The following is a 24184-nucleotide window of genomic DNA, read 5'->3' as shown; positions in this document are numbered from 1 at the left end:
CTACTTCTGGGCGCCGTCATCGTTTTACCACGATGCGGCGCGCAACGTGCGGCATTGTCCTTCGCATCGGGTGCCGCCTTGATCAACCGCCGCCAGACCCTCGGCCTGCTTGCCGCTGCGACCGCTATGCCGTCGCGCGCCTTCGCCCATGTCGCGCCACAGCGCAGCGAGATACGCGACAGTCTCGCCAAGCGCTTCGCCGATGAGGGGACGGCCGGCACCTTCGTCGGCTACAGGACCGAGGACTACCTGATCGTCGCCAGCGACAAGGAGCGTTCGGGCGAGGCGATGTTGCCGGCTTCCACCTTCAAGATTCCGAACTCGCTGATCGCCTTGGACACCGACGTGGTCGACGATCCCGACAAGGACGTGTTCAAGTGGGACGGCGTCAAGCGCGACATCGCGGCATGGAATCAGGATCACACGCTACGGTCGGCGATCGCGGCATCCGCGGTGCCGGTCTATCAGGAGATCGCGCGACGCATCGGCGCCGAACGGATGCAGAAATATCTCAATGCATTCGACTACGGCAATTCCAACATCGGCGGCGGCATCGACCAGTTCTGGCTGACCGGTGACTTGCGCATCGATCCAATGGAGCAGATGGATTTCATCGACCGGCTGCGCCGCGGCGTGCTGCCGGCGGCGGCGCGCAGCCAGCAACTGGTGCGCGACATCCTGCCGGTGGTGAAGGTCGGCGATGCCACCATCCGCTACAAGACCGGACTGCTGGGCGCCGAACTGGGCAAGCCCAGCCTCGGCTGGGTGGTGGGCTGGGCCGAGAAGGGCACCGAGCAAACCGTGTTCGCCCTGAACTGCGACGTCCGCGAGCCCAGGCACGTGGCCAGCCGAATGACGCTGACGCAGCAGTGCCTGAGCGATATCGGCGCGATCTGACGCACCGCGATCGCTCAGGCCTTGGCGGCGGCCTTGCCGATGCGGCCGAGGTGGGTGAAGCCGAAGCCGGTGGTATATTTCAGGCCGTAGCCGATCCCGCGGTCAAGGCCGATATGGGCCAGCCAGATCAGCGAGATCGAGCCGAAAATCGGCTCCGCCAACGCCAGTCCGACCAGCACCAGCAGCAGCGGCCCGATGGTGGCGTGCAGGGCGTTGTAGACGAAGGCGCCGATGCGGGGGCCGGCCAGATAACCGAGGAAGCTGAGGTCGGGCGCCAGGAAGAGCACCGCGTAAAGGGTCCACGGCGCACCGGAGATGAAGTAGAACAGCGTCGAGCCGATAAACAGCGCCACACCTTCCCAGCGCAGCAGCGACAGCACGCCGCCGGTCGCAGCTCCGTTGATCTCGTTGGTCACGTTGGTCTCGCTATACGCCATATCGCCTGCTCCAAGTTTGGAACCGGCGTATAGGGCGAATCGCGCGGCAAAGCCATCGTCCTGCGATCACTCCAGCTTGAGCACCTTGCGGACGAAATCGCCGACGGCGAGGCGCGCCGCCTGGGTGGCGGCGGCGTTGCCGCCCACATGAGGATTGAGCCGCACGCAGTCATCCTTGTAGGTGAACCGCTTGTCGGTGGCGGCATTGACCAGCGCGCCGCCGTCCGCCTCCTGGATCTTGCAGTCGCGCACGGACTGCGCACCGGTGGCCACCGTCACCGTGCCGACATTGAGTGGCGTGTCGAAGCCGTGCTGGGCGTCGGGATACTCGGTCAGCACCACGTCGTGTTTGGCGTCCTGCAACCGCTGCACGAAGGCCTTGCAACTGGCCACCGGGTTATAGTCGTCAGGCATGCCGTGGAAGATCCGGATCGGCCGGTCCACCACGTCCGCGTCGGTGCGGTAGGTCGTGCCGCAGTCCGGGTAGAAGGGAATGTAGGCGGCAAACTGCAATCCCGACCTGTTCCAAAGCTTCTGGAAGCGCGCGACGCTGGCATAGAGCACGGCCTGGCCGCCCCGCGAAAATCCCATCAGGATGATCCTGTCCGGATCGACGCGCGGGTGTTTGGCGAGAATGTCGAGGGTGCGGTAGATATCGATGATGAAATTGAGCCGGCCGAGTTGCGCCTGATCGGTATTGACCGAAGTGAGGCCGCGGCCGGTGAAGCCGTCGATCACGAAAGTCGAGATGCCCATGGCGTTGAACTGCTGGGTCCACGGCTCCACATTCGGGCCGACGCCGCCGGAGCCGTGCATCAGCACGATCACCGGCATTCGACCGGTGCCTTGCGCGACACGGAATTCCCCGGTCACGGTGACCGGCTTGCCATTGCCGTCGCCGCTGAGAAACTGCTGGTCGGACAGGGTCAGCGACGGGATCGGATGCAGTTCGACCCGGGCCGCGATCTGTCTGGACGAGGGCTCCTGGGCGGAAGCGGGAAGCCAGCTCAGCAGCAGGGCCGCTGCGATCGCTGCGTAGGCGTGGCGCATCGGGGAATCCTCCATTTTAGCTCGTCCGGCGCAATGGTGCGGCCGGCGGCGATTTGGCCGCCATTGAGCGGGGCCGCCGCTGCGCTGTCAATTGCCGGGCCGGGCGGGTCGCCGAATAGGGCATTTTCCAGCCCGTGCAACGCATGCTAGACAGCAGCCAACCACGAAACGGCAGGGCCCGCGCGGCCATTGGGGACTCGCATGAAAGACATCCTGGACACCCTCGAAGACCGTCGTGCCGGCGCCAAGCTGGGCGGCGGCGAGAAGCGCATCGAGTCGCAGCATGCCAAGGGCAAGCTGACGGCGCGGGAGCGCATCGAGCTGTTGCTCGACAAGGGGTCGTTCGAGGAGTTCGACATGTTCGTCGAGCACCGCTCGGTCGAATTCGGGATGGAGAAGTCGAAGATCCCCGGCGACGGCGTGGTCACCGGCTGGGGCACCGTCAACGGCCGCAAGACCTTCGTCTTCGCCAAGGATTTTACCGTGTTCGGCGGTTCGCTCTCCGAGACCCACGCGCAGAAAATCGTCAAGATCCAGGACATGGCGATGAAAGCCCGTGCGCCGATCATCGGGCTGTACGACGCCGGCGGCGCGCGCATCCAGGAAGGCGTCGCGGCGCTCGCGGGCTATTCCTACGTGTTCCGTCGCAATGTGCAGGCGTCCGGCGTGATACCGCAGATCTCGGTCATCATGGGTCCGTGCGCCGGCGGCGATGTCTATTCGCCGGCCATGACCGACTTCATCTTCATGGTGAAGAACACCAGCTACATGTTCGTTACCGGTCCGGATGTGGTGAAGACCGTCACCAACGAGGTGGTCACAGCGGAAGAGCTCGGCGGCGCCAGCGTGCACGCGACGCGCTCCTCGATCGCCGACGGCGCGTTCGAGAACGACGTCGAGACGCTGCTGCAGATGCGCCGGCTGATCGACTTCCTGCCGGCCAACAACATGTCGGGCGTGCCGGAATGGCCGAGCTTCGACGACATCGAGCGCGTCGACTACTCGCTGGACACGCTGATCCCCGACAATCCCAACAAGCCCTACGACATCAAGGAGCTGATCCTGAAAGTCGTGGACGAGGGCGACTTCTTCGAGATCGCCGAGACCTTCGCCAAGAACATCGTCACCGGATTCGGCCGCATCGCCGGCAAGACCGTGGGCTTCGTCGCCAACCAGCCGATGGTGCTGGCCGGCGTGCTCGACTCTGACGCTTCGCGCAAGGCGGCGCGCTTCGTGCGCTTCTGCGACGCCTTCAACATTCCCATTGTCACCTTCGTCGACGTGCCGGGCTTCCTGCCGGGCACCGCGCAGGAATATGGCGGCCTGATCAAGCACGGCGCCAAGCTCTTGTTCGCCTACAGCCAGTGCACCGTGCCTCTCGTCACGGTCATCACGCGAAAAGCCTATGGCGGCGCGTTCGACGTGATGGCCTCGAAGGAAATCGGCGCCGACATGAACTACGCCTGGCCGACCGCGCAGATCGCCGTGATGGGTGCCAAGGGCGCGGTGGAGATCATCTTCCGCCAGGACATCGGCGATGCCGAAAAAATCGCGGCGCGCACCAAGGAATACGAGGACCGCTTCCTGTCGCCCTTCGTCGCCGCCGAACGCGGCTACATCGACGACGTCATCATGCCGCACTCCACCCGCCGCCGCATCGCCCGCGCGCTGGCGATGCTGAAGGACAAGGCGGTGGATGTGCCGATGAAGAAGCACGACAACATGCCGTTGTGAGTCGTTAGGTGCCATCGGGGGGCTGGCTGCACCTGGAGGGTAGATGCCGACGGTTTTGCGATGGGGACCGTATCGCGCCTTCTTCTATTCTGCGGATGGCGCAGAGCCAGCGCACGTGCACGTCCGCAGCGGAGACATGGAAGTGAAATTTTGGCTTCACGACCTGACAGTTGCCGTTAACATTGGCTTCCGGCCGCACGAGATTGGCGGTATCATCCGTCATCTTCGTATGCATCAAGCCGACCTTATGGATGCGTGGAATGAGCACTTTGGAAATTGATGTTGGCGATCTTCGAGCACAGTCGGTCGAATGCACTACGACGGAGTTGATCGTGACCTTGCGCGATGGTCGCAGGATCGCGACGCCGCTCGCCTGGTACCCGCGCCTCGATCAGGCGTCGCCTGCGCAGCGCGCCAACTACGAGATCATGCCGATGGGTATTCACTGGCCCGAGATTGACGAGGACCTGAGCATCGCTGGGATGCTGCAGGGAAAATCGGCGATTTCGGCAAGGTAACCAAGTCAGCGTAGCCGGGACGAGCGAAGCGACATCCGGGTTTAAAACACGACCCATCAAGTCCCGCATATCACCTTCGCTGATGCGGGCCTCGGACTCACACGGCATTGCGGGTTCCCAACGCGGTGGCGACAATGCGTGGGAAGCAGCCGGCGCGGCGGTCCGTCGGTTTCGTGCTACAGAGTGCATTCATCCACTCTGGTCGATTCTCATGCCGCATACCGAAGCACTGCTGTTTCCGCTGGCGATGATTGCGCTGGTGGCCGAGGCCATGACGGCGGCGCTGGCCGCCGGGCGTCGCAAGATGGACTGGCTCGGCGTCGCCATGCTCGGCTGCATCACCGCGCTCGGGGGCGGTTCGGTGCGTGACGTTCTGCTCGGTCACTATCCGCTGTGGTGGGTCGACAGCCCGTACCTTCTGCTGGTGACCGGCGGCGCTGCGCTGCTGACCATCGGCCTTGCCCGTTTCGTGCATCGCTTCCATGCGATCTTTCTGCTGCTCGACGCCATCGGCCTTGTGGTCTTCACCATCATGGGGTGCAACATCGCGCTGGGCATGAACCAGCCGCTGCTGATCGTGGTGGTCGCCGGCATGATCACCGGCTGCGTCGGCGGGGTGCTCCGCGACGTGCTGTGCAACGACGTGCCGCTGCTGTTTCGCAGCGAGCTCTATGCCAGCGTGTCGATCGTCACCGGGCTGTTGTATATCGGCGGCATCAAGCTGCAGGTCAGCCCGGATCTCGTCATCGCCGCGGCCTTCGCGGTCGGGCTGACATTCCGGTTGCTCGCGATCCGGCTCAAACTAGAAATGCCTAAATTCGTCTATGACAGCGACAACGCGTAGGGCGTTCTGACGCCCTGTCGTCCGGCGGTGGCGCAGCGCGCGATGGTGTTCGCCTTCGGTATGAACCTTCGGTCGGCAGGGGCGACCAATCGGGATCGCGCCGAACGATGCCGTTCGGTGCAATCCCGCGCCAATTACCCGAAGGTCTGCCGTGCCCCGTTCCATGTCAGTGTTTGCGACACCCACAAACCGCGAGCCCGTCCGGCGGGGACGTGAGCTGCGAATGGCAGCGATGATGGCGATCCTGGCCGGCACGACGGCGGCGCCGCCGGCGGGGGCCTATAGCTGCGCGGTATCGCCGGCAAAGGATTCAGTGATCGTCAAGACCGACAATGAATCTACCCGGCCGGTCACCTGCAAGGTCGAGTGCCGCTTCACCACGCCCGCGGGCACCGAGACGGTCTCGTGCAGCCAGCAGATTCCGCCGGGCGCCAAGGGCTGGTATGTCTGCCTGCGGCCGATCGAAGGCCAAGCCGCGCAGTTTGCCGGCGGCAGCGAGAGCTGCAGATAGCCGGCATGGATGCGCACAAAAAACCCCGCGTGAGCGGGGTTTTCCGTGTTCGGATTCGCGCCGCTCAGTAGTGACGGCCGTGGCGGTAGACGTAGCCCGGCCGGTAGCCGCGGCCGGGACGCACCACGACCACCGGCGCCGGGCGGCGCACCACCACAACCGGACCGCGTCCCATCGGGCGGCAACGGCCCATCGGTCCGCGCGCCCAGCCGGGGCCGCAGCCCTGCGCCACCTGAATCACGGCGGCGGTGTCGGCGGCGTTCAACGGCGCGAGCGGCATGGCGCTGGCTGCGCCGAGTCCGCCGACGGTGGCGGCGAACACCGCCGCGGCAAAGAGCTTCTTCATGGTTTCCTCCATTGGCCGCGTGGCGGCACTGCAAACGAAACGCCCGCGATCGTGTCGGTGCGTGGCGAAGGTCCGGACGTCGGTCAGCCTTCACGTACTATCGCAGATAACTGATTCTGCCTGAATACGGGATGAATATACCGACGTGCGTCCGACCCGTCCGCGCTGCAATTTTCGCTATTTGCTCGCCAGGAACGCCAGCATCAGCTCGTTGAATTTCGGTGCGGCATCGAGAAACACCAGATGTCCGGCGTCGGGGAGCACCTCGGCCCTGGCCTTGGGCATCTGCGCGGCAAGCGCTTTGGCCAGATCGGCGTTCTGGCCCATCTTCGGCCGCAATGCCTCGGGCGCGTTGGGCTTGCCCGGTGCGTTGTGGTCGTCGGCACCCATGATGAACAGGGTCGGTTGCGCGATGAGCGGGATCTCGTGAACCACCGGCTCGCGATAGATCATTTGCGCCGAGCTCGCGAAGGCCCGCAGCCAGCGCGGATAGTCGGCCGCGCCCTTGATGTTGAATCGCGCGTCGATGAACGGCGTCACCTGGTCCGGCTGCAGCTTCAGCGCGTAATTGACCTCCAGCTGCTTGCGGTACGCCTCGGCGGTGAGTTTGTCCTCGGTCTCGATGATCTTCTCGGTAGGTGTCGGCGGCACGTAGAGGCGGTAGTCCTCGAGGCCGATCGGCGCGGCCAGCAGCAGGTGATCCACATTGTCGGGATTGGCGCGTGCCAGGCGCACGCCGAGCATACCGCCCAGCGAATGCGCGACGATGTCGAACTGCGGAATGGCCAGAAAGTTCATCAGGGCCATCGTGTTGCGCGCCAGCGTGTCGAAATGCAGGTCGCCCGCGGGCTTCGAGGATTTGCCGAAGCCGACCTGGTCCGGCACGACGACGCGGTAGCCCGCGTCGCTGAGCACGGCGATCACCGGCGCCCAGTAGCTCGACGGGAAGTTGCGGCCGTGCAGCAGCAGAACGGTGTGGCCGTTGGGCTTCGCCGTCGGCCTCACGTCCATATAGGCCATGTTGAGCTGCTCGCCGTCATTGACGACCGGCAGCATCTTGACGGGGTAGGGATAGGCGAAACCCTCGAGGCCGATGCCGTAGGGTTCACGCGCGATCGGCTCGGCGCCATGGGCAAAAGAGAGTGGAAGCGTGGCGAGCAGGGCGGACAGCAGCAGGCGTTTCATCGGGGAACATCCGGTTGGCAATTGATGCGCCTGCTTGGTGCCTGCTTGTGGCGAAGGTAAGGTGAGAGCTCCTCACGTTTCGGGGATGCAGCCGTGCAGCGGCGAGGCCACTACACGTAGCGATGGTCCTGCAGATAGGCCATGATGCGCTCGCAGGCGGCTTCCGCCGAGAGCGCCGCGGTGTCGAGCACGATCTCCGGTTGTTCCGGCGCCTCATAGGGCGAGTCGATGCCCGTAAAATTCGGCAGCTGGCCGGCGCGGGCGCGGCGATACAGGCCTTTGGGGTCGCGGCGTTCGCATTCGTCGAGCGGCGTCGCGACATGGATCTCGATGAATTCGCCTGCAGCAAGGCGGCTACGCGCCATGTCGCGCTCGCTGCGGAACGGCGAGATCAGCGACACCAGCACGATCATGCCGGCGTCGATGAACAGCTTTGCAACCTCGGCGACGCGGCGGATGTTCTCGACCCTTGCTTCCGCGGTGAAGCCGAGATCGTTGTTGAGGCCGTGGCGAAGATTGTCGCCGTCAAGCAAATAGGCGTGGCGGCCGAGTTCGCACAGCCTGCGGTCGACCAGATTGGCGATCGACGACTTGCCGGCGCCGCTGAGGCCGGTCAGCCAGAGCACGCAGGGTTTCTGCTGCTTGAGGCGGGCGCGTACGGTCTTGTCGACATCCAGCGTCTGCCACTGGATGTTGCTGGCGCGGCGCAGCGCGAAATCGATGATCCCCGCTGCCGCGGTGCAATGGCTGATCGGATCGATCAGGATGAAACTGCCGAGCGCGCGATCGTCGGCATAGGCCTCGCACACCAGCGGCCTGTCGAGGCTGAGATTGACACAGCCGATCTCGTTGGCGGCCAGCGTGGTGGCCGCCTGATGCTCCATGGTGTCGATGGCCACGCTGTGCTTCAGCGTGGTGATCACCGCGCCGGTGGTGGCGCTGCCGCATTTCAGGATATAGCGACGACCAGGCAGCAGGACGGCGTCGTCGAACCACACCAGATGCGCGGAGAACTGGTCCGACACTAGCGGCGGCGCACCGGACGTCAGCACGTCGCCGCGGCTGACGTCGACCTCGTCGGCCAGCACCAGCGTCACCGATTGTCCGGCCACGGCCGCGTCAAGATCGCCGTCGGCCGTCACGATGCGGGCGATGTGGCTGCGGCGGTCCGACGGCTGCACCGTCACCGCGTCGCCGCGCTGCACCGTGCCGTTGGCGATACGGCCGCTGAAACCACGAAACTCCGCATGGGGCCGATTCACCCACTGCACCGGAAAGCGCATCGGCCGGCTTGCGACATCGCCGGAGACATCGACGGTCTCCAGATGTGCCATGATCGTGGGGCCGGTGTACCAGGGCATCCGCGCGCTCGGCGTAAAAATGTTGTCGCCGTCGCGCGCCGCCACCGGGATGCACTGCACGTGGGCAATGCCGAGCTTTTCCGCGAGCAGGCGATATTCGACGGCGATCTCGGTGAAGCGATCCTCGTCGAACCCGACCAGATCCATCTTGTTCACCGCAAGTACCACGTGGCGGATACCGAACAGGCCGAGGATATGGCTGTGGCGGCGGGTCTGGGTGATGACGCCCTTGCGGGCATCGATCAGCACCACAGCCAGTTCGGCGTGCGAGGCGCCGGTGGCCATGTTGCGGGTGTACTGGACGTGGCCCGGCGTATCGGCGACCACGAAGCGGCGCCGGGCGGTGCCGAAAAAGCGATAGGCGACGTCGATGGTGATGCCTTGCTCGCGCTCGGCCTGCAGGCCGTCCACCAGCAGCGCGAAATCCAGCGCTCCGCTGCTGCCTGCGATACTGCTCTCGGCCTCGAGCGCGCTGAGCTGGTCGTCAAGCAGCAGTTTGGAATCGTACAGCAGCCGGCCGACCAGCGTGCTCTTGCCGTCGTCGACGCTGCCGCAGGTGACGAAGCGAAGGGTCGGGCGGTCGCCATGGTCGAAGTGCAGCGCGTCGAGCGCGCGGTCGAGCGGCTCATCGGTCATGGTCATCAGAAATAGCCCTCCGCTTTCTTGCGTTCCATGGACGCGGCGCTGTCACGGTCGATGACGCGGCCCTCGCGCTCGCTCGTGCGTGAGCCCATCATCTCCTGGACGATCTCCGGCAGCGTCGCGGCGGTGGAGGGCATCGCGCCGGTGAGGGGATAGCAGCCGAGCGTACGAAACCGCACTGAACGCAGCTCCGGCGTCTCGCCCGGCCGCATCGTCATGCGCGCGTCGTCGACCATGATCAGCGCACCGTCGCGCTCGACCACCGGCCGTGGGGCGGCGAAATACAGCGGCACGATCGGGATATCCTGCAGCAGGATATATTCCCAGATGTCGAGCTCGGTCCAGTTCGACAACGGGAACACGCGCATGCTTTCGCCCGGCGCCAGCAGCGTATTGTACAGACTCCACAGCTCAGGCCGCTGGTTCTTCGGATCCCAGCGATGCGCGGCGCTGCGATGCGAGAAGATGCGCTCCTTGGCGCGGGACTTTTCCTCGTCGCGCCGCGCGCCGCCGATTGCGGCATCGAAGCCGTGCAGGTCGAGCGCCTGGCGCAGCCCCTGGGTCTTCATCACGTCGGTATGCACGGCCGAGCCGTGGCTGAACGGGCCGATGCCCTGCGCGATGCCGTCGGGATTGATGTGGACCAGCAGATCGAGGCCGAGGTCGCGGACGCGCTGGTCGCGAAACGCGATCATCTCGCGAAACTTCCAGGTGGTGTCCACATGCAGCAGCGGAAAGGGCGGCTTGCCGGGAAAGAACGCCTTCATCGCCAGATGCAGGAGCACCGAGGAATCCTTGCCGATCGAATACAGCATCACCGGCTTGCGGAATTCCGCCGCCACCTCACGCAGGATGTGGATGCTCTCCGCCTCCAGCCGCTGCAGGTGGCTGGTGGTGCCGCGTGCGATTGCCGGCGCGATGTCGGGAGAGTCGATGGTGTCGATCATGCGTCGACACCGAGCACGTCGCCGAACAAACGCTCTGCCGTCGCCGCATCGAAGCCGAGGTCGCGGATGCAGGCCTCCACCGACGTCCGGTAGATGCCGTTGATGCCGAAGCGGTCAAGCAGGTCCAGCCGGTCCGCGCTCAGCCCGCTGGTCTTGCGGGTCCGGTAACGATAGGCGGTGTCCTCGCCATGCAGGCCGGGGACGGTGTAGACCGTGGGCTCCTTGACGAAGGTGATGCGCGCGTCCTTGGATTCCAGTCTGCCCATCTCGTTCCATTCGGTCACCGCATCCTCGGTGAAGCGATGCGCCAGCCCGAGCCGTGTGAACAGGGCGCGGATCGATGGCACCGGCTCCTTGCTGGCCTCGTAAACGTAGTGCGTGACCGGCACGCCCTGGCGCCGGGCATAGGTCTCGACGCGCAGCGTGTTCAGCGAAGAGATGACGAAGTTCTGCATCAGGGTCGCGTCAGGCACGCGGTCCGACCATTTCTCGATCCACGATGCCAGCGAGCTGGCGGGATCACGATCGAGCATGATGAAGTGCAACTTGTCGGCGGGGTAGCCGGCTTCGATCAATGGCTGCAGCGGCTGGAACAGGCACTCGGCCAGCGCGTAAGGGCCAGCCATTTCCTTGCTGAACACCACCGGGTGGTCGGCGGCGAAGGGCAGGTCCCACGGCGCGCCGGCACGACCCATCAGCGCGTGGCGGAGCACCACCTTCACCGGCTGGAAGTAGGACGGCATGCCGGCGACACCGAACAGGTTGGTCAGCGCCGTCGATCCGACGCGGCACTTGCCCCAGGCGCAATACAGCGTCGGGAAGTCCGCGGCCCGACGACCGCGAAATTCCTGTGCAATGCAGTCGGTGACTTCGCGCATCACCGCGTCGAGGGTGACGGTGCGGGTCTGGTATTTGTCGTCGGGCATCAGCAGCTGGGTGTTCACGGAGGGATGCTGGCGATGCACGAGATCGGCGAGGCGTTCGAGTTCGTCGATGGGGGTGGTCACGGAGTTCATGTGCGGTGCTCCTGGCGGGCTTGATGACGGAAGGTCAGTCCACGGCTTCGAGTTTGGCGGCGGTCTCGGCGCCGGTGCTGCGCGATCGCAGTTGCTCTGCATTGCGAAGGATGGTGTCGATGACGGATTCGGCGCGGCGCAGGTTGATGTCGACCGCGCCGGCATAGAAGTGCGTGCCCTTGGTCGGGCTGCCGACCGCGAAGATGTTGCTGTGCTTGCTGCCGCGCTCGTCGAGGACGCGGCTGTCGTCGTAGTCGCAGCGAATGCCGCCATGCGCATCGAGAACGACGAGACCCTGGCGCTGCATGTCGGCATAGAGCGGCAGCGCATCAAGCTGATAGGACGGGCCGGTGGCGGCGATCACATGATCCATATCGCAACTGCTGCCGGTTCCGAATGTCGCCCGAAAGCGGCTGCCGATGGCGGTCACGGTGCGTAGCGACGAACGGGTCGACAGTCGGCCGGTGCGCAGCAGGTCGCGCACCTTGAGGGCATTGGCCAGCGGCATTGCGGAGCGGTTCCTGAGCCAGCCGGAGTTGTAGTAGGTCATGAAGCGGGATTTCTCGCCGTGATCCATCTTGCTCCAGGCGTCGCAGACGATGTCGACAACGCCGGTCAGGTAGGAGGTCACGTTCGGTGCGCGCGCTTCGGTCTGTGCGATATTGTGCTCGAGGTCGGCGAGTGCATCGGCATGGTCGTTGCTGAACGACAGGTTGCAGCGCAATCCCGTGGTGGCGTACAGCAGGCGGGAGATGGTGGATGCCAGGTCGTCGGCCTCGGTCCGGCCGATGCCGTCGACGTAGCGACGCAGCGCGTCGCGGAATTCGCCGTCGGCAGCCGGCTTGCTGATCGCCTGCACGGTGGGAAACAGGCCGCTGCGGGACATGCAGGTGATCCGGATGGAGGGATGGCTACGCGCCAGTGCCAGCACGCTGTCGATGGCGGTCAGGCCGCTGCCGAGAATGCCGACCTCCAGGTCGCTCCGATCGGCGAAGCTGAAGTCAGCATAGGGATCGGGCACGAAGTTTTTGCTGGCGGCGAGGTTGTAATTGTCGCTGGGCACGTTGTGCCCGGTGCACAATACCATCACCGACGACACGTAGCTTTCATGGCGATCCGTCTCGAGCACAATGTCGCCGGCGGGGGTGAGGTGCATGGCGACGACTTCGGCATGTTCGACCGAGACGCGGATGCCGACATTGCGGCAGCGCTCGATGGCGGACTGCCTGACGTCCTCGAGATAGTCGCGATAGACCTTGCGTGGCAGGTGATCGTTGGCCTCGCAGGGAACGCCGGCCCGCGATGTCCAGCGCAGGAAGTCCTGACTGTCGCCGGCGCGGATCGACATGGTCGACACCCGCATGTTGAGCAGATGCTGATCGCTCTGGGTGCGATAGGCCATGCCGCCGTCAAAACCCGACTTGTCGAACAGCCGGATCTCCGACACCGGGCTGCGATCCCCGCCTGAACAGGCCAGTTCGGCAAGATGCCGCAGGATGGCGATCCCGGTCGCGCCGCAGCCAACGATGCTGATCTTCATTTTTCTCTCCTGACGACCGGATGCTTGCGTACAAAAGGCAAGGCTTCGCATGGCCAGCTCTGACGGCCGGCTTGCTGTAGTGAGGTGATCGACGAGGCGGCCGGGGCGCGATGCGGCGATTGCACCCCGGTGGTGGTTCAGGCTGCCCTGACAGTCTGCAGGAAGCTCTCGACTTCGCTCTTGAGGCTGCCGCTCTCCTTCGACAGCGAGCGGGCCGACATCAGCACCTGGGCCGAGGCCGAGCCGGTGGCGCTGGCCCCGCGGTTGACTTGCGTGATCTTCTCCGCGACCTGGGCGGTGCCCTTGGCCGCTTCGCCGACATTGCGGGCGATCTCGGAGGTCGCTGCGCCCTGTTCTTCAACGGTGGCGGCAATGATCGAGGCGATCTCCGCGATGCGGCTGATGGTCGAACCGATCTCCTTGATCGCGCCAACGGAGTCTCTGGTTGCCGCCTGCATGCCGGTGATCTGCACGCTGATCTCGTCGGTGGCCTTCGCGGTCTGCGCCGCCAGCGCCTTGACCTCGCTGGCGACCACGGCAAAGCCGCGGCCGGATTCGCCGGCGCGGGCCGCCTCGATGGTGGCGTTGAGTGCGAGCAGGTTGGTCTGCTCGGCAATCGCAGTGATCAGCTTGACAACGTCGCCGATGCGGCCGGCGGCCTCCGACAATTCGTTGATGCGCACGTCCGTGAGCTCGGCCTGTTTGACGGCTTCGCCGGCGATGCGGCTGGAATCGTGCACCTGTCGGCTGATTTCGGTGACGGACGCGCTCATTTCTTCGGCGGCGGAGGCCACCGATTCCACGTTGGCCGAAGCTTCCTCGGAGGCCGAGGCGACCAGGCCGGACAGTTGCTGGGTTTCTTCCGCCGTTCCGGACAGCGTGCCCGCGGCCTTCTCGAGTTCGCCGGAGGCCGACGATACGGATTCGACGATGCCGCCCACCGCCGCCTGGAACGCGTCTGCCAGTTTGGCCATTTCGGCCTTGCGGCGACCAGCAGTGGCGGCCTCCAGATCCTTCTGTTCCGCTTCCATCTGCTCGATGCGAATCAGATTGTCTCGGAAGGTGCGTGCCGCGCGGGCATTGTCGCCGACTTCGTCGCCGCGCTCGGTATAGGGGATGGCGACTGCCTTGTTGCCGCCGGCGAGGTCGAGCAGCACTTCGCCGATGCGGCGGATCGGGCGGGCGATGGTCAGCACCGAGAACAGCGCAGAGCCGATCTGCACCAGCACCACCAGCGCGCCGACCGCGAGCGTAACCGTCGCGACGTGGCTCAGTTCCGCGAGCAATTCGGCCTGCCGCATGGCGGCAAATCCGTTGGCGACCTCGGTCAGCTTGACGATGCGGCTGCCGATGTCTGCGACAAGCGGGGCTGCCTGCTCGTCGCGGATGTGGAATTTGCGGTCTTCGGCCTTGGCGACGGCTTCCGCTGAGCTCTTGAACTTGACGGCTGCCGCGACCAGCGTGTCGATGACCGCGGTCTGACCGGCTTCGCCGGCCAGCTTGCGCGCGCGTTTGAGCGAGTCGATCGCCACGACGGCCTCGCTGGAGAGGAGTTCGATCTGCTTTGGCTCAGCCGCAGCAGCAAACTGCCAGACGGCGGCGCGCGCTGCGTTGTAGGCGCCGTCCGCTGTCCGCAATTCAAGCTCGATATCCCGATGATTGGGTAGCGCGGCCAAAGCAGGGGAGGCCAGCAATCCGTCGAAGGCGCGGTCCCAGTTCAGCGTTGCCTGGGCGCGTTCCACACCGCCATCGAGCGCGGCTTTCCTTGCCGCGGCAAGGTCAGCGGCGATAGTCAGATATTTCTGAAAGATCACCTGGATCGCGCGATAGCCGTCTTTCGTCGGCTGCCGTGTGGCGCGCTGCTCGGCGGCGTTCAGAAGTGCGCTGGCTCCGGCGAGATGCCCGCGCACCTCCTTCAGGCCATTCTCCATCTGGGCCACCGTGTTGGCACTGCCGATATTGCGCATCGCGAGCTCGGTCCGCGCCAGCAACACGTCGGTTCCCTGCAGGTCGGATTTGTTGGACGTATTGACGAGGACCATCCGGCTCGACAATGCGATCGAGTCGTTGCCGATGATCTCGTTGGTCATCATGCCCGCTATGAGCAATACGCCGATGCCTGCCGTCAGGCCAAGCTTGGTGCCGATGCGAAAGTTGAGCCGGGCCAAGAGACGCCCCCCTATTTTTTGAGAGTTTTGAGTGGGGCTTTACCTTTGCCTCCGGGATTCACGGTCGGCTCTTGCATTTAATTAAGGGTGAAGTTTTCGGGTCGTACAACCCCCGGGGGTATTTGGCGCGGTTATGGCTCGGCAACCGGAGGTGATGCAGGGCAGCGACGCTGACGAGGTTGTGCCCGCACAGAACAGGGCAGCACTCATTGCGCTGTCGGGCCGTGACGTCATGCGTCGATAGCAAAGAGCCGAAGCATCGATGGACCGTGACGCGGCACCAACGGGCTATCTTCCCGGGCGGTGGCGCTGGCCATCACCGGCGCAGGGGCGCAGCTTTTGCGTATGGTCACGAGCTGAGCTAGGCAGATGGAAAAGGGAGGTTGTGATGATTGCCGTCATCTTTGAAGTCTGGCCGAAGCCGGAACATCGTCAGCAGTACTTCGATCTTGCTGCCGAGCTGAAGCCGCTGCTTGCGACGATCGACGGCTTCATTTCGGTGGAGCGGTTTGAGAGCCTGACCGAGCCTGGAAAGATACTGTCTCTCTCGCTGTTCCGGGACGAGGCGGCAGTGGCTGCGTGGCGCAATACGCCTGAGCACCGCGCGACCCAGGGCCGCGGCCGTGCGCAGATCTTTGCCAACTATCGTTTGCGCATCGCCGGCATTATCCGCGACTATGGCATGACGGACCGTGCAGAAGCACCGAGCGATAGTCGCACCAGACACGACGGTCTCTGATCGTCACAGCCCGGACGGACGCTTGTCGAAGCGCCGGCCGGGATGTCAATACGATCTGCCAGATCGTAGTCAGTTTCGCGTACCGCCGTCGGCGCCATCGCGCCCGTTAGCCGGCGGCTGCGGTCGCGACGGTGCTGCGCCCGTGGTTACGCCGGGCTGGTTGTTCTGGTTGTTGTGCGGCGTCACGTCGCGAACTCCCGGAGACACCGGCGGCTTGGAGTCGGCGATGTTGTTGGTGGGCGTTCGGGGCGTCGTCTGGGCGTTGTCCTGAACGGCCGGCGCACTCTGCGTCGCTGACTTCGAGCTGTCCGCGGGATTCATTGACCCCGCATTGAGGCCATAGAACACCGCACCGAGAATGACGGCAATACCAAGCGCCGCCATCGCGATCCGGCCGCCATTGGCCGGCGCCTCCGCGAGCTGCGGATCTGGCTGGATTTTCTCGAGGCGGTCTGCGCGGCGCGTCATCTCGTCGTCGGCTCCATTCGGGCGATAGGGATCGTTCGGGTTGATGGGGTTGGCCATGTCGGATCCTCCTGTGCGGGAAGATAAACAGCGGAGCCGGGCAGGTGTTCCGCGCGCCGGGCGATGGCTAATCAGATTTTAACAGCTGGCTGCGAGAATCAGCGCAGTGATTCATCTGAACAGGCTGGCGTCGTAAATGTTTGATACGATCATTTTGCTCGCTGGCGCGGTCGAGCAGGCCGCTTTGGCATCGGTGTTGCGCGGCTATAATTCGCAGTTGCTGGTCCATCCGGTCTTCACCGTCGCCGATCTTGCCGCCATCGAGTCCGAATGGCTGCAGCGCGCCCGCCTGATTGCCTTCGCGACGCCGACGACCGTGCCGCCCGAAACGCTCGAACAGCTCGGCTTCGGCGCCTATCGTTTCCATCCGGGATCGCCGCAATATCCCGACGCCGCGCCGGCGCGACTCGCGCTGCAGGACGGCGCACGGCACTTCGGCGCGACCGCGCATCGCATGACGCCGCGCGATGATGCCGGTCCGATCGTCGATGTCGAGATGTTTCCGGTCCCGCAGGACATCGAACTGCACGGGCTTGAAGAGTTGGCCCTCGGCCGCGTGATGCAGATGTTCTGGCGTCTGGCCGGACCGCTGTCGACGCAGTCGCAACCCCTCGTGCAGCGTGCCATGCGCTGGGGCGCCCGTCGTGAGGAGGCTGCCGACGCCGCCAGCGCGATTCACCAGACGATTCGCGGGCGTAGCATGCCCGTTCTGCGGCATATTGTATCGGCGCCGCAGCGTCGGCGGATGGCGCTGCATGCGGTGCCCGACGCAACCGAAGCTGTCGAGGGCTAGTGGCTGGACGCCATTGTCTGGTGCGCCACTGGCGCGGATGACGAGTGCACGGCGGGTGACTTGCCGCCCAGCTCGTAGAAGACGAATCCCAGCACGATCATGAGCGCCACGCCAATCATGGCCTTGGTCGGTTTGTGATCATGAACCGTCCCGAAGTCGGTCGCGCCCGGGCTGTTGCTGGGAGCGCCGCTGTGAATCTCATGCGCCATATGATCCTCCTCGCCTGAGTGGTCAGGGTGGTCCCTAGCCAATGGCTGGTAAAGGCCAATGTTCCGCCTTTTGCTGCCTAATTCGCAGCACTATTGCGATTGCGGAGCCTTGCTGCGCTGCCGCAGAGCGAGCAGGGGGCTTACGTCCTTGCGCAGGGCGGCCCTGCAGCGACACAAGCCGTCGCCTCTGTCGCCGGTTCCAGAACGAAATTGCGTTGTTGTTTCGCGGACCTCCGTTGCGGAGAATTGAGGTGCGCCGGCCTCGGAAACCAACATAGACTGTTTCTAATGGAGTCGATGACTCCGTCTCAAGATCAACAACAGCGCCGCTGCAAGACCAGCGAGTATCGCAGCGAATGAGGGCGGAATGGGAATCAATCAGGGGCCGATCAGTCTCGACCAGAAATACACCCAGGGTTCCGGCCACATCTTCCTGACCGGCATCCAGGCGCTGGTGCGGCTACCGATGGCTCAGGTCCGCCGCGATCGCGCCGCCGGTCTCAACACCGCCGCCTTCGTTACCGGCTATCGCGGCTCGCCGCTCGGCGGCTATGACCAGCAACTGATGGCGGCGCGAAAACATCTCGACACCTACGGCGTCAAATTCCAGCCGGGCGTCAACGAGGATCTCGCGGCCACCGCAATCTGGGGCACCCAGCAGCTCAATCTCTCCCCCGGCGCCAAGTATGATGGCGTGGTCGGCATCTGGTACGGCAAGGGGCCGGGCGTCGATCGCTGCGGCGACGTGTTCCGCCACGGCAACGCCGCGGGCTCGGCCAAATTCGGCGGCGTGCTGTGCCTCGCCGGCGACGACCACGGCGCCAAATCGTCCACCGTGCCGCACCAGTCCGACCACGCCTTCATGTCGGCGCTGATGCCCTATCTCTATCCGTCGTCGATCCATGAGATGATCGAAATGGGTCTGCTGGGCATCGCTATGTCGCGCTATTCCGGCTGCTGGGTGGGCATGAAGGTGATCACCGAGACGGTGGAGACCACCGCGGAGATCGACCTCAACAACGAACTCAAGCCGTTCAACATTCCCACCGATTTCGAAATTCCGCCGAGCGGGTTGAACCTGCGCTGGCCGGACGATCGGTACGACCAGGATCGCCGCCTGCAGGACTACAAGGGCTTTGCCGCCATCGCCTTCGCCCGCGCCAACAACATCAACCGCGTCACCATGGATTCGCCGAATGCCCGGTTCGGCATCATGGCGTCCGGCAAGAGCTATGAGGACGTGCGTCAGGCGCTGCGCGAATTGGGCATCACCGAACAGGTGGCGGCGAAGATCGGGCTGCGGCTGTACAAGATCGGCATGCCGTGGCCGCTGGAGCCGGAAGGCGTGCGCAGCTTCGCGGTGGGTCTCGAGGAGATCTTCATCGTCGAGGAACGTCGCGAGATCGTCGAGAACCAGGTCAAGCAGGAGCTGTTCAACTGGCGCGACGACGTGCGCCCGCGCATTATCGGCAAGATGGACGACAAGGATCACCGCTTCCTTCCGTTCGCCGAGGAACTGAGCGTCGCCAAGGTCGCGACCTCGCTGGTCGATCGTCTGCTGGCCATGGAGATCGATCCGGAGGTGGCCGCGCTGCTGCGCGCCAAGGCCGATTGGTTTCACGGCCGCGATGCCTCGCAGGTGCAGGCCGTGGTGCCGATCACCCGCACGCCGTATTTCTGCTCGGGCTGTCCGCACAACACATCGACCAAGGTGCCGGAAGGCTCACGCGCGCTGGCCGGAATCGGCTGTCACTTCATGACGCTGTGGATGGACCGCAACACCGAGACCTTTACCCATATGGGCGGTGAGGGCGTGCCATGGACCGGCATCGCACCGTTCACCGACGAAAAGCACATCTTCGCCAATCTCGGCGACGGGACTTACTTCCATTCGGGCTCGCTGGCGATCCGCCAGTCGATCGCCTCAAAAGCCAACATCACCTACAAGATCCTTTACAACGATGCCGTGGCCATGACCGGCGGCCAGAAGCATGACGGCGAGTTGTCGCCGCAGCAGATTACTTTTCAGCTCCACAGCGAGGGCATCCGCGACATCTACCTGGTCTCGGAAAATCCCGACGCCTATCCGGCCGCGTCCATTGCGCCGGGGACAAAGCTCGCGCATCGCGACGAACTCGACCATGTCATGAAGACGCTGCGCGAGGTGCCGGGCTGTTCGGCCATCGTGTTCGTGCAGACCTGCGCCGCCGAGAAGCGCCGCCGCCGCAAGAGGGGCACGCTGGAGGATCCACAGCGCCGCGTCATCATCAATCCCGCGGTCTGCGAAGGCTGCGGCGACTGCTCGGTGCAGTCGAACTGCATCTCGGTGGAGCCGCTGGAAACCGCGCTGGGTCGCAAGCGCACCATCAACCAGTCCAGCTGCAACAAGGACTACTCCTGCCTCAAGGGCTTCTGCCCGTCCTTCGTCACCGTCGATGGCGGAAAGTTGAAGCGCAAGACGCCGGTCGAACTCGGCACTATCGGCGCGTTGCCTGAGCCCTTGCGCCGACCGGGTCTCGAGCGGCCCTACAACGTCGCCGTTGGCGGCGTCGGCGGCACCGGCGTGCTGACCATCGGCGCGCTGCTCGGCATGGCCGCGCATATCGAGGGCAAGGCCAGCATGATCCTGGACATGTCGGGCCTGGCGCAAAAGGGCGGCGCGGTGCTCAGCCATGTTCGTCTCGCCGAGACCACGGAGGAGGTGACCTGTTCGCGCATCGTCACCGGCACTGCCGATCTCCTGATCGCAGCCGATGAAGTGGTTGCCGTTGCCAAGGATACGATCGGACTGTGTGAGGCGGGCCGAACCTTCGGCATCGTCAACACGCATCTGATCCCGATCGCCGATTTCGTGCGCAACCGCGATTTCAATTTCCAGACCCGCCGCGTCAATAACGTGCTGGAAGCCTCGTTGAAGAAGGAGTCGACCTTCCTCGATTTCACCAAGGCGGCCGAAGCGCTGCTCGGCGACTCCATCGCCACGAACATGATAATGATGGGCTTTGCCTATCAGCAGGGTCTGCTGCCGCTGCAGGCGGCCTCGATCGAGCAGGCCATCGAGCTCAACGGCGTGTCGATCAAGATGAACATGCTGGCGTTCCAACTCGGGCGCCTGGCCGCCGCCGATCCGGCACGACTGGCGGACATGCTGAAAGGCGCCGACGAAACCATCGCGCCGAAGACGCTGGACGAGATGTCACTCGACGAGATCATCGTCCATCGCGGTGCGCTGCTGACCGACTACCAGAATGTCGCTTTGGCCGACCGCTACCGCAAACTGGTGGCGCAGGTGCGCGCAGCCTCCGATGGCTATGGCGAGGCGCTGCCGCGCGCGGTCGCCATCAACTACGCCAAACTGCTGGCCTACAAGGACGAGTACGAAGTCGCGCGGCTCTACACCGACGGTCGTTTCGAGAAGCAGGTGCTTGACCAGTTCGAGGGCGACTTCAAGATCAACTTCAACCTGGCGCCGCCGATGCTGCCCGGCGTGGATGCAATGGGCAGGCCGAAGAAGCGCGCCTTCGGCGCATGGATGCTGCCGCTGTTCCGTATCCTTGCCGGGCTGCGTGGCCTGCGCGGTACCGCGCTCGATGTGTTCGGCTACAGCGCCGACCGCAAGCTCGAACGCGACCTGATCGCCGGCTACGAGAAGGACGTCGCCACCGTGCTGACGCTGCTGTCGCCGCAAACGCTGGACATCGCCGTGGAGTTGCTGTCGCTGCCCGACACCATCCGCGGCTATGGCCCGGTGAAGGAGAAGTCGGTGCACGACGGCAAGGCGCGCTACGCGCAGCTCGCCGCCGATCTCGCCAATCCGCCGCCGGCACCGCGGCAGATCGCAGCGGAGTAGGGCCGATGCCGCGGGTGTTACGACGACGTAGCCGAACACTCTGGTGTCGTCACCCGGCTTGACCGGGTGACCCATTAGACACCGGCGGCAATGTTTACTGGGTCGCCCGGTCCTGGCGCGCGATTGCGCGCAGGCCGGGCGACGACAGCATTCCATTTCGCAACTGTATTCCGCACTGAGAAATTCGCATCCGCATCGTGAAATGTTGCGCTTGCCAAGGCGTGCCCGACAGGTCAGAAAAACCGACAGGGACGTAACGCCAGCGGAGAATTTCTTGAGCATCAAGGGCAAGGCCTACATTGCCGGGATCTACGAACACCCGACACGACACGCACCCGATAAGTCGGTCGCGCGGCTGCATGCCGAAGTCGCCAGGGGCGCGCTTGAGGATGCCGGGCTGACGCACAAGGACGTCGACGGCTATTTCTGCGCCGGCGATGCGCCGGGCGGCCTCTGGCCGATGGTCGACTATCTCGGGCTGAAGCCGCGACACGTCGATTCCACTGAGACCGGCGGCTGCTCCTACATCATCCATCTCGGCCACGCCGCGCAGGCCATCGCCGCCGGCAAATGCTCGATCGCCCTGGTGACGCTGGCCGGCAAGCCGCGCACCGGCGTGATGCCGCCGCGCCAGCAGGGCGCCGAGGCGGATTTCGAGACTGCCTATGGCGCCACCACCCACAATGCCTATGGCATGTGTGCCATGCGCCACATGCACGACTACGGCACCACCAGCGAACAGCTCGCCTGGATCAAGGTCGCAGCATCCCATCACGCGCAGTGGAATCCCCATGCGATGCTCAAGGATGTCGTCACTGTCGAGGACGTGCTGAATTCGCCCATGATCTCCGATCCGCTGCACCGTCTCGACTGCTGTGTGGTCTCAGACGGTGGCGGCGCGATGATCGTGACCACGCCGGAAATCGCCAGGAGCCTGAAGAAGCCGCTGGTGCGCCTGATCGGCCATGGCGAGGCCATGAAGGGTCCGCGCGGCGGCAAGGATCTCGACCTCACTTACTCCGCCGGCGTGTGGTCTGGCCCGCGCGCCTTCGAGGAGGCCGGCGTGACGCCGCAGGACATGAAGTACGCCTCGATCTACGACAGCTTCACCATCACCGTGCTGATGCAGCTCGAGGATCTCGGCTTCTGCAAGAAGGGCGACGGCGGCAAGTTCGTGTCCGACGGCAACCTGATCTCAGGCGTCGGCAAGCTGCCGTTCAACACCGACGGCGGCGGGCTGTGCAGCAATCATCCCGTCAACCGCGGCGGCATGACCAAGATCCTCGAAGCCGTGCGCCAGCCGCGCGGCGAAGCCCATCCCAAGGTGCAGGTGCCGAACTGCGATCTCGCCATCGCCCATGGCACCGGCGGCCTGCTCGGCGTGCGCCACGCCGCCTCGACCGCCATTCTGGAGCGCGTGTGATGACTGAAGCGAAGAAGTATCCGGCCCCCGTGGGCAATCCCGAGACGCAGCCGTTCTGGGACGCCGCCAAGCAGGGCAAGTTCCTGATCAAGCGCTGCACCGCCTGCGGCGAGGCGCATTATTTTCCGCGCTCGATCTGCCCGCTGTGCTTCTCCGACCAGACCGTGTGGGAAGAGAGTTCGGGCGAGGCCGAGATCTACACCTTCAGCCTGATGCGCAAATCCGCCACCGGTCCCTATGCCATCGCCTATGTGACGCTGAAGGAGGGCCCGTCGGTGCAGACCAACATCGTCGACTGCGACATGGATACGCTGAAAATCGGGCAGAAGGTCAAGGTGGTGTGGAAGCCCACCGACGGCGCACCGCTGCCGTTCTTCACGCCGGCGTAGATGCTTGCGGCTGCCGCACCCTCAGGTGTCATCCCCGCGCATGCGGGGATCCAATAAACACCGACGGCAGTGTTTACTGGGCCCCCGCCTTCGCGGGGGCGACAACGGAGAATGTTGAGAGGGCGCCATCATGAGCGCTGCAAAAAAAGGGAGAAACCACCCATGCCGATCAACTACGACGCGCTGATGGCGATGAAGAACATCGGACAGCCTTATGGCTGGACCGATCGCGAGGTCATGCTCTACGCCTATGGCATCGGCATGGGCGCCGATCCCATGGACGAGAAGGAACTGGCTTTCGTCAATGAAGGCACCTACACGCCGCGGCCGCTGAAGGTGGTGCCGACCTTCGCGTCGGTGGCCGCTTGGGGGGCGGGTCCCGGCGAGATGAACCTGAACAAGTTGATGGTGGTCGACGGCGAACGCGACATCACCTTTCACCGGCCGCTGCCGGTGGCGGCGAAGATCACCGCCGATTCCAGCGTGCTCGCCGTCTTCGACAAGGGCAAGGATAAGGGCGCGGTGATCCGCCACCAGACCATCCTGCGCAACGAGGCCGGCGAGGCGCTGGCCACGCTGGTGGCGTCGCGCTTCGCCCGTGGCGACGGCGGTTTCGGCGGTCCCTCTGAGGGCCAGCCGGAGCCGCACAAGGTGCCGACCCGCGCGCCGGACCAGACCGTCGATATCACCACGCGGCCCGATCAGGCGCTGGTCTATCGCCTGTGCGGAGACCGCAACCCGCTGCATTCCGATCCGGAATTCGCCAAGCGCGCCGGCTTTCCACGCCCGATCCTGCACGGCATGTGCACCTACGGTATCACCTGCCGCGGCGTGCTGCAGACCTATGCCGACTATGATCCGTCGGCATTCAAGCAGCATGCGGTGCGGTTCTCGTCGCCGGTCTATCCCGGCGAGACGGTGACCATGGAGCTGTGGAAGGACGGCAACGTGGTGTCGTTCGAGGCCAAGGTGAAAGAGCGCAACGTCACGGTGATCAAGAGCGGCAAGACGGTGCTGGCGTAGGCACGGACTGGTGCCCCGGACGCAGCGCAATGCGTCG

The 24184-nt window shown here is 64.6% G+C and carries 23 protein-coding genes; 12 read left to right on the top strand and 11 right to left on the bottom strand.

The window, feature by feature from the left end; all coding sequences use genetic code 11:
* The first annotated feature begins 78 nt into the window (after nt 1-78).
* Nucleotides 79-897 carry a class D beta-lactamase gene (blaOXA, locus tag ACUXVA_RS24970; protein ID WP_265083662.1) on the top strand — a complete coding sequence of 273 codons (819 nt, stop codon included), beginning with the start codon at nt 79-81 and terminating at the stop codon, nt 895-897.
* 14 nt (nt 898-911) lie between these two features.
* Here the strand turns inward: blaOXA and ACUXVA_RS24965 are convergent, their stop codons facing one another.
* Nucleotides 912-1334, bottom strand: a complete 423-nt coding sequence (locus ACUXVA_RS24965; protein WP_265083179.1) for a DUF4260 domain-containing protein — start codon at nt 1332-1334, stop codon at nt 912-914.
* A gap of 66 nt (nt 1335-1400) precedes the next feature.
* On the bottom strand, nt 1401-2384 hold the full coding sequence (locus ACUXVA_RS24960; protein ID WP_445488811.1) for a dienelactone hydrolase family protein: 984 nt from the start codon (nt 2382-2384) through the stop codon (nt 1401-1403).
* Nucleotides 2385-2585: 201 nt separating this feature from the next.
* On the opposite strand from ACUXVA_RS24960, the gene ACUXVA_RS24955 reads away from it, so the two are divergent.
* From ACUXVA_RS24955 to ACUXVA_RS24935, 5 genes are all read left to right on the top strand, one after another.
* Nucleotides 2586-4118 carry an acyl-CoA carboxylase subunit beta gene (locus ACUXVA_RS24955; protein ID WP_265083181.1) on the top strand — a complete coding sequence of 511 codons (1533 nt, stop codon included), beginning with the start codon at nt 2586-2588 and terminating at the stop codon, nt 4116-4118.
* A 43-nt stretch (nt 4119-4161) separates the two neighbouring features.
* Nucleotides 4162-4398 carry a DUF4160 domain-containing protein gene (locus ACUXVA_RS24950; RefSeq protein ID WP_265083182.1) on the top strand — a complete coding sequence of 79 codons (237 nt, stop codon included), beginning with the start codon at nt 4162-4164 and terminating at the stop codon, nt 4396-4398.
* The gene (locus tag ACUXVA_RS24945; protein WP_445488808.1) at nt 4379-4636 is read left to right on the top strand and encodes a DUF2442 domain-containing protein; all 258 of its coding nucleotides are present in this window, start codon (nt 4379-4381) and stop codon (nt 4634-4636) included. Before ACUXVA_RS24950 ends, ACUXVA_RS24945 begins: the two co-directional genes overlap by 20 nt.
* 211 nt (nt 4637-4847) lie before the next feature.
* On the top strand, nt 4848-5480 hold the full coding sequence (locus ACUXVA_RS24940) for a trimeric intracellular cation channel family protein (RefSeq protein WP_445488806.1): 633 nt from the start codon (nt 4848-4850) through the stop codon (nt 5478-5480).
* Nucleotides 5481-5703: 223 nt separating this feature from the next.
* Entirely contained in the window at nt 5704-5991 is a 288-nt protein-coding gene (locus ACUXVA_RS24935; protein ID WP_265083185.1) for a hypothetical protein, read from the top strand.
* Between the two features lie 64 nt (nt 5992-6055).
* Here the strand turns inward: ACUXVA_RS24935 and ACUXVA_RS24930 are convergent, their stop codons facing one another.
* From ACUXVA_RS24930 to ACUXVA_RS24900, 7 genes are all read right to left on the bottom strand, one after another.
* Nucleotides 6056-6337 carry a GCG_CRPN prefix-to-repeats domain-containing protein gene (locus tag ACUXVA_RS24930; protein ID WP_445488804.1) on the bottom strand — a complete coding sequence of 94 codons (282 nt, stop codon included), beginning with the start codon at nt 6335-6337 and terminating at the stop codon, nt 6056-6058.
* A 177-nt stretch (nt 6338-6514) separates the two neighbouring features.
* Entirely contained in the window at nt 6515-7522 is a 1008-nt protein-coding gene (locus ACUXVA_RS24925; protein ID WP_320109730.1) for an alpha/beta fold hydrolase, read from the bottom strand.
* A gap of 110 nt (nt 7523-7632) precedes the next feature.
* A complete protein-coding gene (gene cysC, locus ACUXVA_RS24920) occupies nt 7633-9525 on the bottom strand; it encodes an adenylyl-sulfate kinase (RefSeq protein WP_445488802.1) in 1893 nt (630 codons plus the stop codon).
* Nucleotides 9525-10472, bottom strand: coding sequence for a sulfate adenylyltransferase subunit CysD (gene cysD, locus ACUXVA_RS24915; RefSeq protein ID WP_265083187.1), 948 nt, complete (start codon nt 10470-10472; stop codon nt 9525-9527). The genes cysC and cysD overlap by 1 nt, the downstream gene beginning before the upstream one ends.
* Complete coding sequence (locus tag ACUXVA_RS24910) at nt 10469-11488, bottom strand: sulfotransferase family protein (protein ID WP_265083188.1); 1020 nt, start codon at nt 11486-11488, stop codon at nt 10469-10471. Before ACUXVA_RS24910 ends, cysD begins: the two co-directional genes overlap by 4 nt.
* Nucleotides 11489-11522: 34 nt before the next feature.
* Complete coding sequence (locus ACUXVA_RS24905) at nt 11523-13028, bottom strand: FAD/NAD(P)-binding protein (RefSeq protein WP_445488799.1); 1506 nt, start codon at nt 13026-13028, stop codon at nt 11523-11525.
* Nucleotides 13029-13165: 137 nt separating this feature from the next.
* Complete coding sequence (locus tag ACUXVA_RS24900; RefSeq protein WP_445488797.1) at nt 13166-15196, bottom strand: methyl-accepting chemotaxis protein; 2031 nt, start codon at nt 15194-15196, stop codon at nt 13166-13168.
* Between the two features lie 388 nt (nt 15197-15584).
* Here ACUXVA_RS24900 and ACUXVA_RS24895 point away from each other — a divergent pair, with 388 nt between their 5' ends.
* Entirely contained in the window at nt 15585-15935 is a 351-nt protein-coding gene (locus ACUXVA_RS24895; RefSeq protein ID WP_265083191.1) for an antibiotic biosynthesis monooxygenase family protein, read from the top strand.
* Between the two features lie 69 nt (nt 15936-16004).
* Here the strand turns inward: ACUXVA_RS24895 and ACUXVA_RS24890 are convergent, their stop codons facing one another.
* Nucleotides 16005-16460, bottom strand: a complete 456-nt coding sequence (locus ACUXVA_RS24890) for a hypothetical protein (protein ID WP_265083192.1) — start codon at nt 16458-16460, stop codon at nt 16005-16007.
* A 136-nt stretch (nt 16461-16596) separates the two neighbouring features.
* Here ACUXVA_RS24890 and ACUXVA_RS24885 point away from each other — a divergent pair, with 136 nt between their 5' ends.
* The gene (locus ACUXVA_RS24885) at nt 16597-17253 is read left to right on the top strand and encodes a methionyl-tRNA formyltransferase (RefSeq protein WP_265083193.1); all 657 of its coding nucleotides are present in this window, start codon (nt 16597-16599) and stop codon (nt 17251-17253) included.
* Here ACUXVA_RS24885 and ACUXVA_RS24880 read toward each other — a convergent pair.
* Nucleotides 17250-17462, bottom strand: a complete 213-nt coding sequence (locus ACUXVA_RS24880; RefSeq protein ID WP_445488794.1) for a hypothetical protein — start codon at nt 17460-17462, stop codon at nt 17250-17252. The genes ACUXVA_RS24885 and ACUXVA_RS24880 overlap by 4 nt on opposite strands.
* A 367-nt stretch (nt 17463-17829) precedes the next feature.
* Here ACUXVA_RS24880 and ACUXVA_RS24875 point away from each other — a divergent pair, with 367 nt between their 5' ends.
* The 4 genes from ACUXVA_RS24875 (at nt 17830) to ACUXVA_RS24860 (ending at nt 24147) form a co-directional block, all read left to right on the top strand.
* Entirely contained in the window at nt 17830-21312 is a 3483-nt protein-coding gene (locus ACUXVA_RS24875) for an indolepyruvate ferredoxin oxidoreductase family protein (protein WP_445488792.1), read from the top strand.
* A gap of 274 nt (nt 21313-21586) precedes the next feature.
* Entirely contained in the window at nt 21587-22735 is a 1149-nt protein-coding gene (locus ACUXVA_RS24870) for a thiolase domain-containing protein (RefSeq protein WP_445488790.1), read from the top strand.
* Entirely contained in the window at nt 22735-23124 is a 390-nt protein-coding gene (locus ACUXVA_RS24865; RefSeq protein ID WP_265083197.1) for a Zn-ribbon domain-containing OB-fold protein, read from the top strand. The genes ACUXVA_RS24870 and ACUXVA_RS24865 overlap by 1 nt, the downstream gene beginning before the upstream one ends.
* A gap of 162 nt (nt 23125-23286) precedes the next feature.
* Nucleotides 23287-24147, top strand: coding sequence for a MaoC/PaaZ C-terminal domain-containing protein (locus tag ACUXVA_RS24860; RefSeq protein WP_445488789.1), 861 nt, complete (start codon nt 23287-23289; stop codon nt 24145-24147).
* The last annotated feature ends 37 nt before the right edge of the window (nt 24148-24184 follow it).

Source organism: Rhodopseudomonas sp. RCAM05734, from assembly GCF_052658035.1.
The sequence above is the reverse complement of the archived record's forward strand: the minus strand, read 5'-3'. Positions and strand labels throughout refer to the sequence as shown.

What these genes read in the sequence shown, in the direction of transcription:
- ACUXVA_RS24930 (WP_445488804.1), bottom strand. Translation starts at nt 6,337, where the DNA reads ATGAAGAAGCTCTTTGCCGCGGCGGTGTTCGCCGCCACCGTCGGCGGA.
- ACUXVA_RS24935 (WP_265083185.1), top strand. Translation starts at nt 5,704, where the DNA reads ATGGCAGCGATGATGGCGATCCTGGCCGGCACGACGGCGGCGCCGCCG.
- ACUXVA_RS24890 (WP_265083192.1), bottom strand. Translation starts at nt 16,460, where the DNA reads ATGGCCAACCCCATCAACCCGAACGATCCCTATCGCCCGAATGGAGCC.
- ACUXVA_RS24940 (WP_445488806.1), top strand. Translation starts at nt 4,848, where the DNA reads ATGCCGCATACCGAAGCACTGCTGTTTCCGCTGGCGATGATTGCGCTG.
- ACUXVA_RS24965 (WP_265083179.1), bottom strand. Translation starts at nt 1,334, where the DNA reads ATGGCGTATAGCGAGACCAACGTGACCAACGAGATCAACGGAGCTGCG.
- ACUXVA_RS24950 (WP_265083182.1), top strand. Translation starts at nt 4,162, where the DNA reads ATGCCGACGGTTTTGCGATGGGGACCGTATCGCGCCTTCTTCTATTCT.
- ACUXVA_RS24875 (WP_445488792.1), top strand. Translation starts at nt 17,830, where the DNA reads ATGGGAATCAATCAGGGGCCGATCAGTCTCGACCAGAAATACACCCAG.
- cysC (WP_445488802.1), bottom strand. Translation starts at nt 9,525, where the DNA reads ATGACCATGACCGATGAGCCGCTCGACCGCGCGCTCGACGCGCTGCAC.
- ACUXVA_RS24945 (WP_445488808.1), top strand. Translation starts at nt 4,379, where the DNA reads ATGAGCACTTTGGAAATTGATGTTGGCGATCTTCGAGCACAGTCGGTC.
- cysD (WP_265083187.1), bottom strand. Translation starts at nt 10,472, where the DNA reads ATGATCGACACCATCGACTCTCCCGACATCGCGCCGGCAATCGCACGC.
- ACUXVA_RS24905 (WP_445488799.1), bottom strand. Translation starts at nt 13,028, where the DNA reads ATGAAGATCAGCATCGTTGGCTGCGGCGCGACCGGGATCGCCATCCTG.
- ACUXVA_RS24960 (WP_445488811.1), bottom strand. Translation starts at nt 2,384, where the DNA reads ATGCGCCACGCCTACGCAGCGATCGCAGCGGCCCTGCTGCTGAGCTGG.
- ACUXVA_RS24880 (WP_445488794.1), bottom strand. Translation starts at nt 17,462, where the DNA reads ATGGCGCATGAGATTCACAGCGGCGCTCCCAGCAACAGCCCGGGCGCG.
- ACUXVA_RS24860 (WP_445488789.1), top strand. Translation starts at nt 23,287, where the DNA reads ATGCCGATCAACTACGACGCGCTGATGGCGATGAAGAACATCGGACAG.
- ACUXVA_RS24955 (WP_265083181.1), top strand. Translation starts at nt 2,586, where the DNA reads ATGAAAGACATCCTGGACACCCTCGAAGACCGTCGTGCCGGCGCCAAG.
- ACUXVA_RS24925 (WP_320109730.1), bottom strand. Translation starts at nt 7,522, where the DNA reads ATGAAACGCCTGCTGCTGTCCGCCCTGCTCGCCACGCTTCCACTCTCT.
- ACUXVA_RS24910 (WP_265083188.1), bottom strand. Translation starts at nt 11,488, where the DNA reads ATGAACTCCGTGACCACCCCCATCGACGAACTCGAACGCCTCGCCGAT.
- ACUXVA_RS24865 (WP_265083197.1), top strand. Translation starts at nt 22,735, where the DNA reads ATGACTGAAGCGAAGAAGTATCCGGCCCCCGTGGGCAATCCCGAGACG.
- ACUXVA_RS24885 (WP_265083193.1), top strand. Translation starts at nt 16,597, where the DNA reads ATGTTTGATACGATCATTTTGCTCGCTGGCGCGGTCGAGCAGGCCGCT.
- ACUXVA_RS24895 (WP_265083191.1), top strand. Translation starts at nt 15,585, where the DNA reads ATGATTGCCGTCATCTTTGAAGTCTGGCCGAAGCCGGAACATCGTCAG.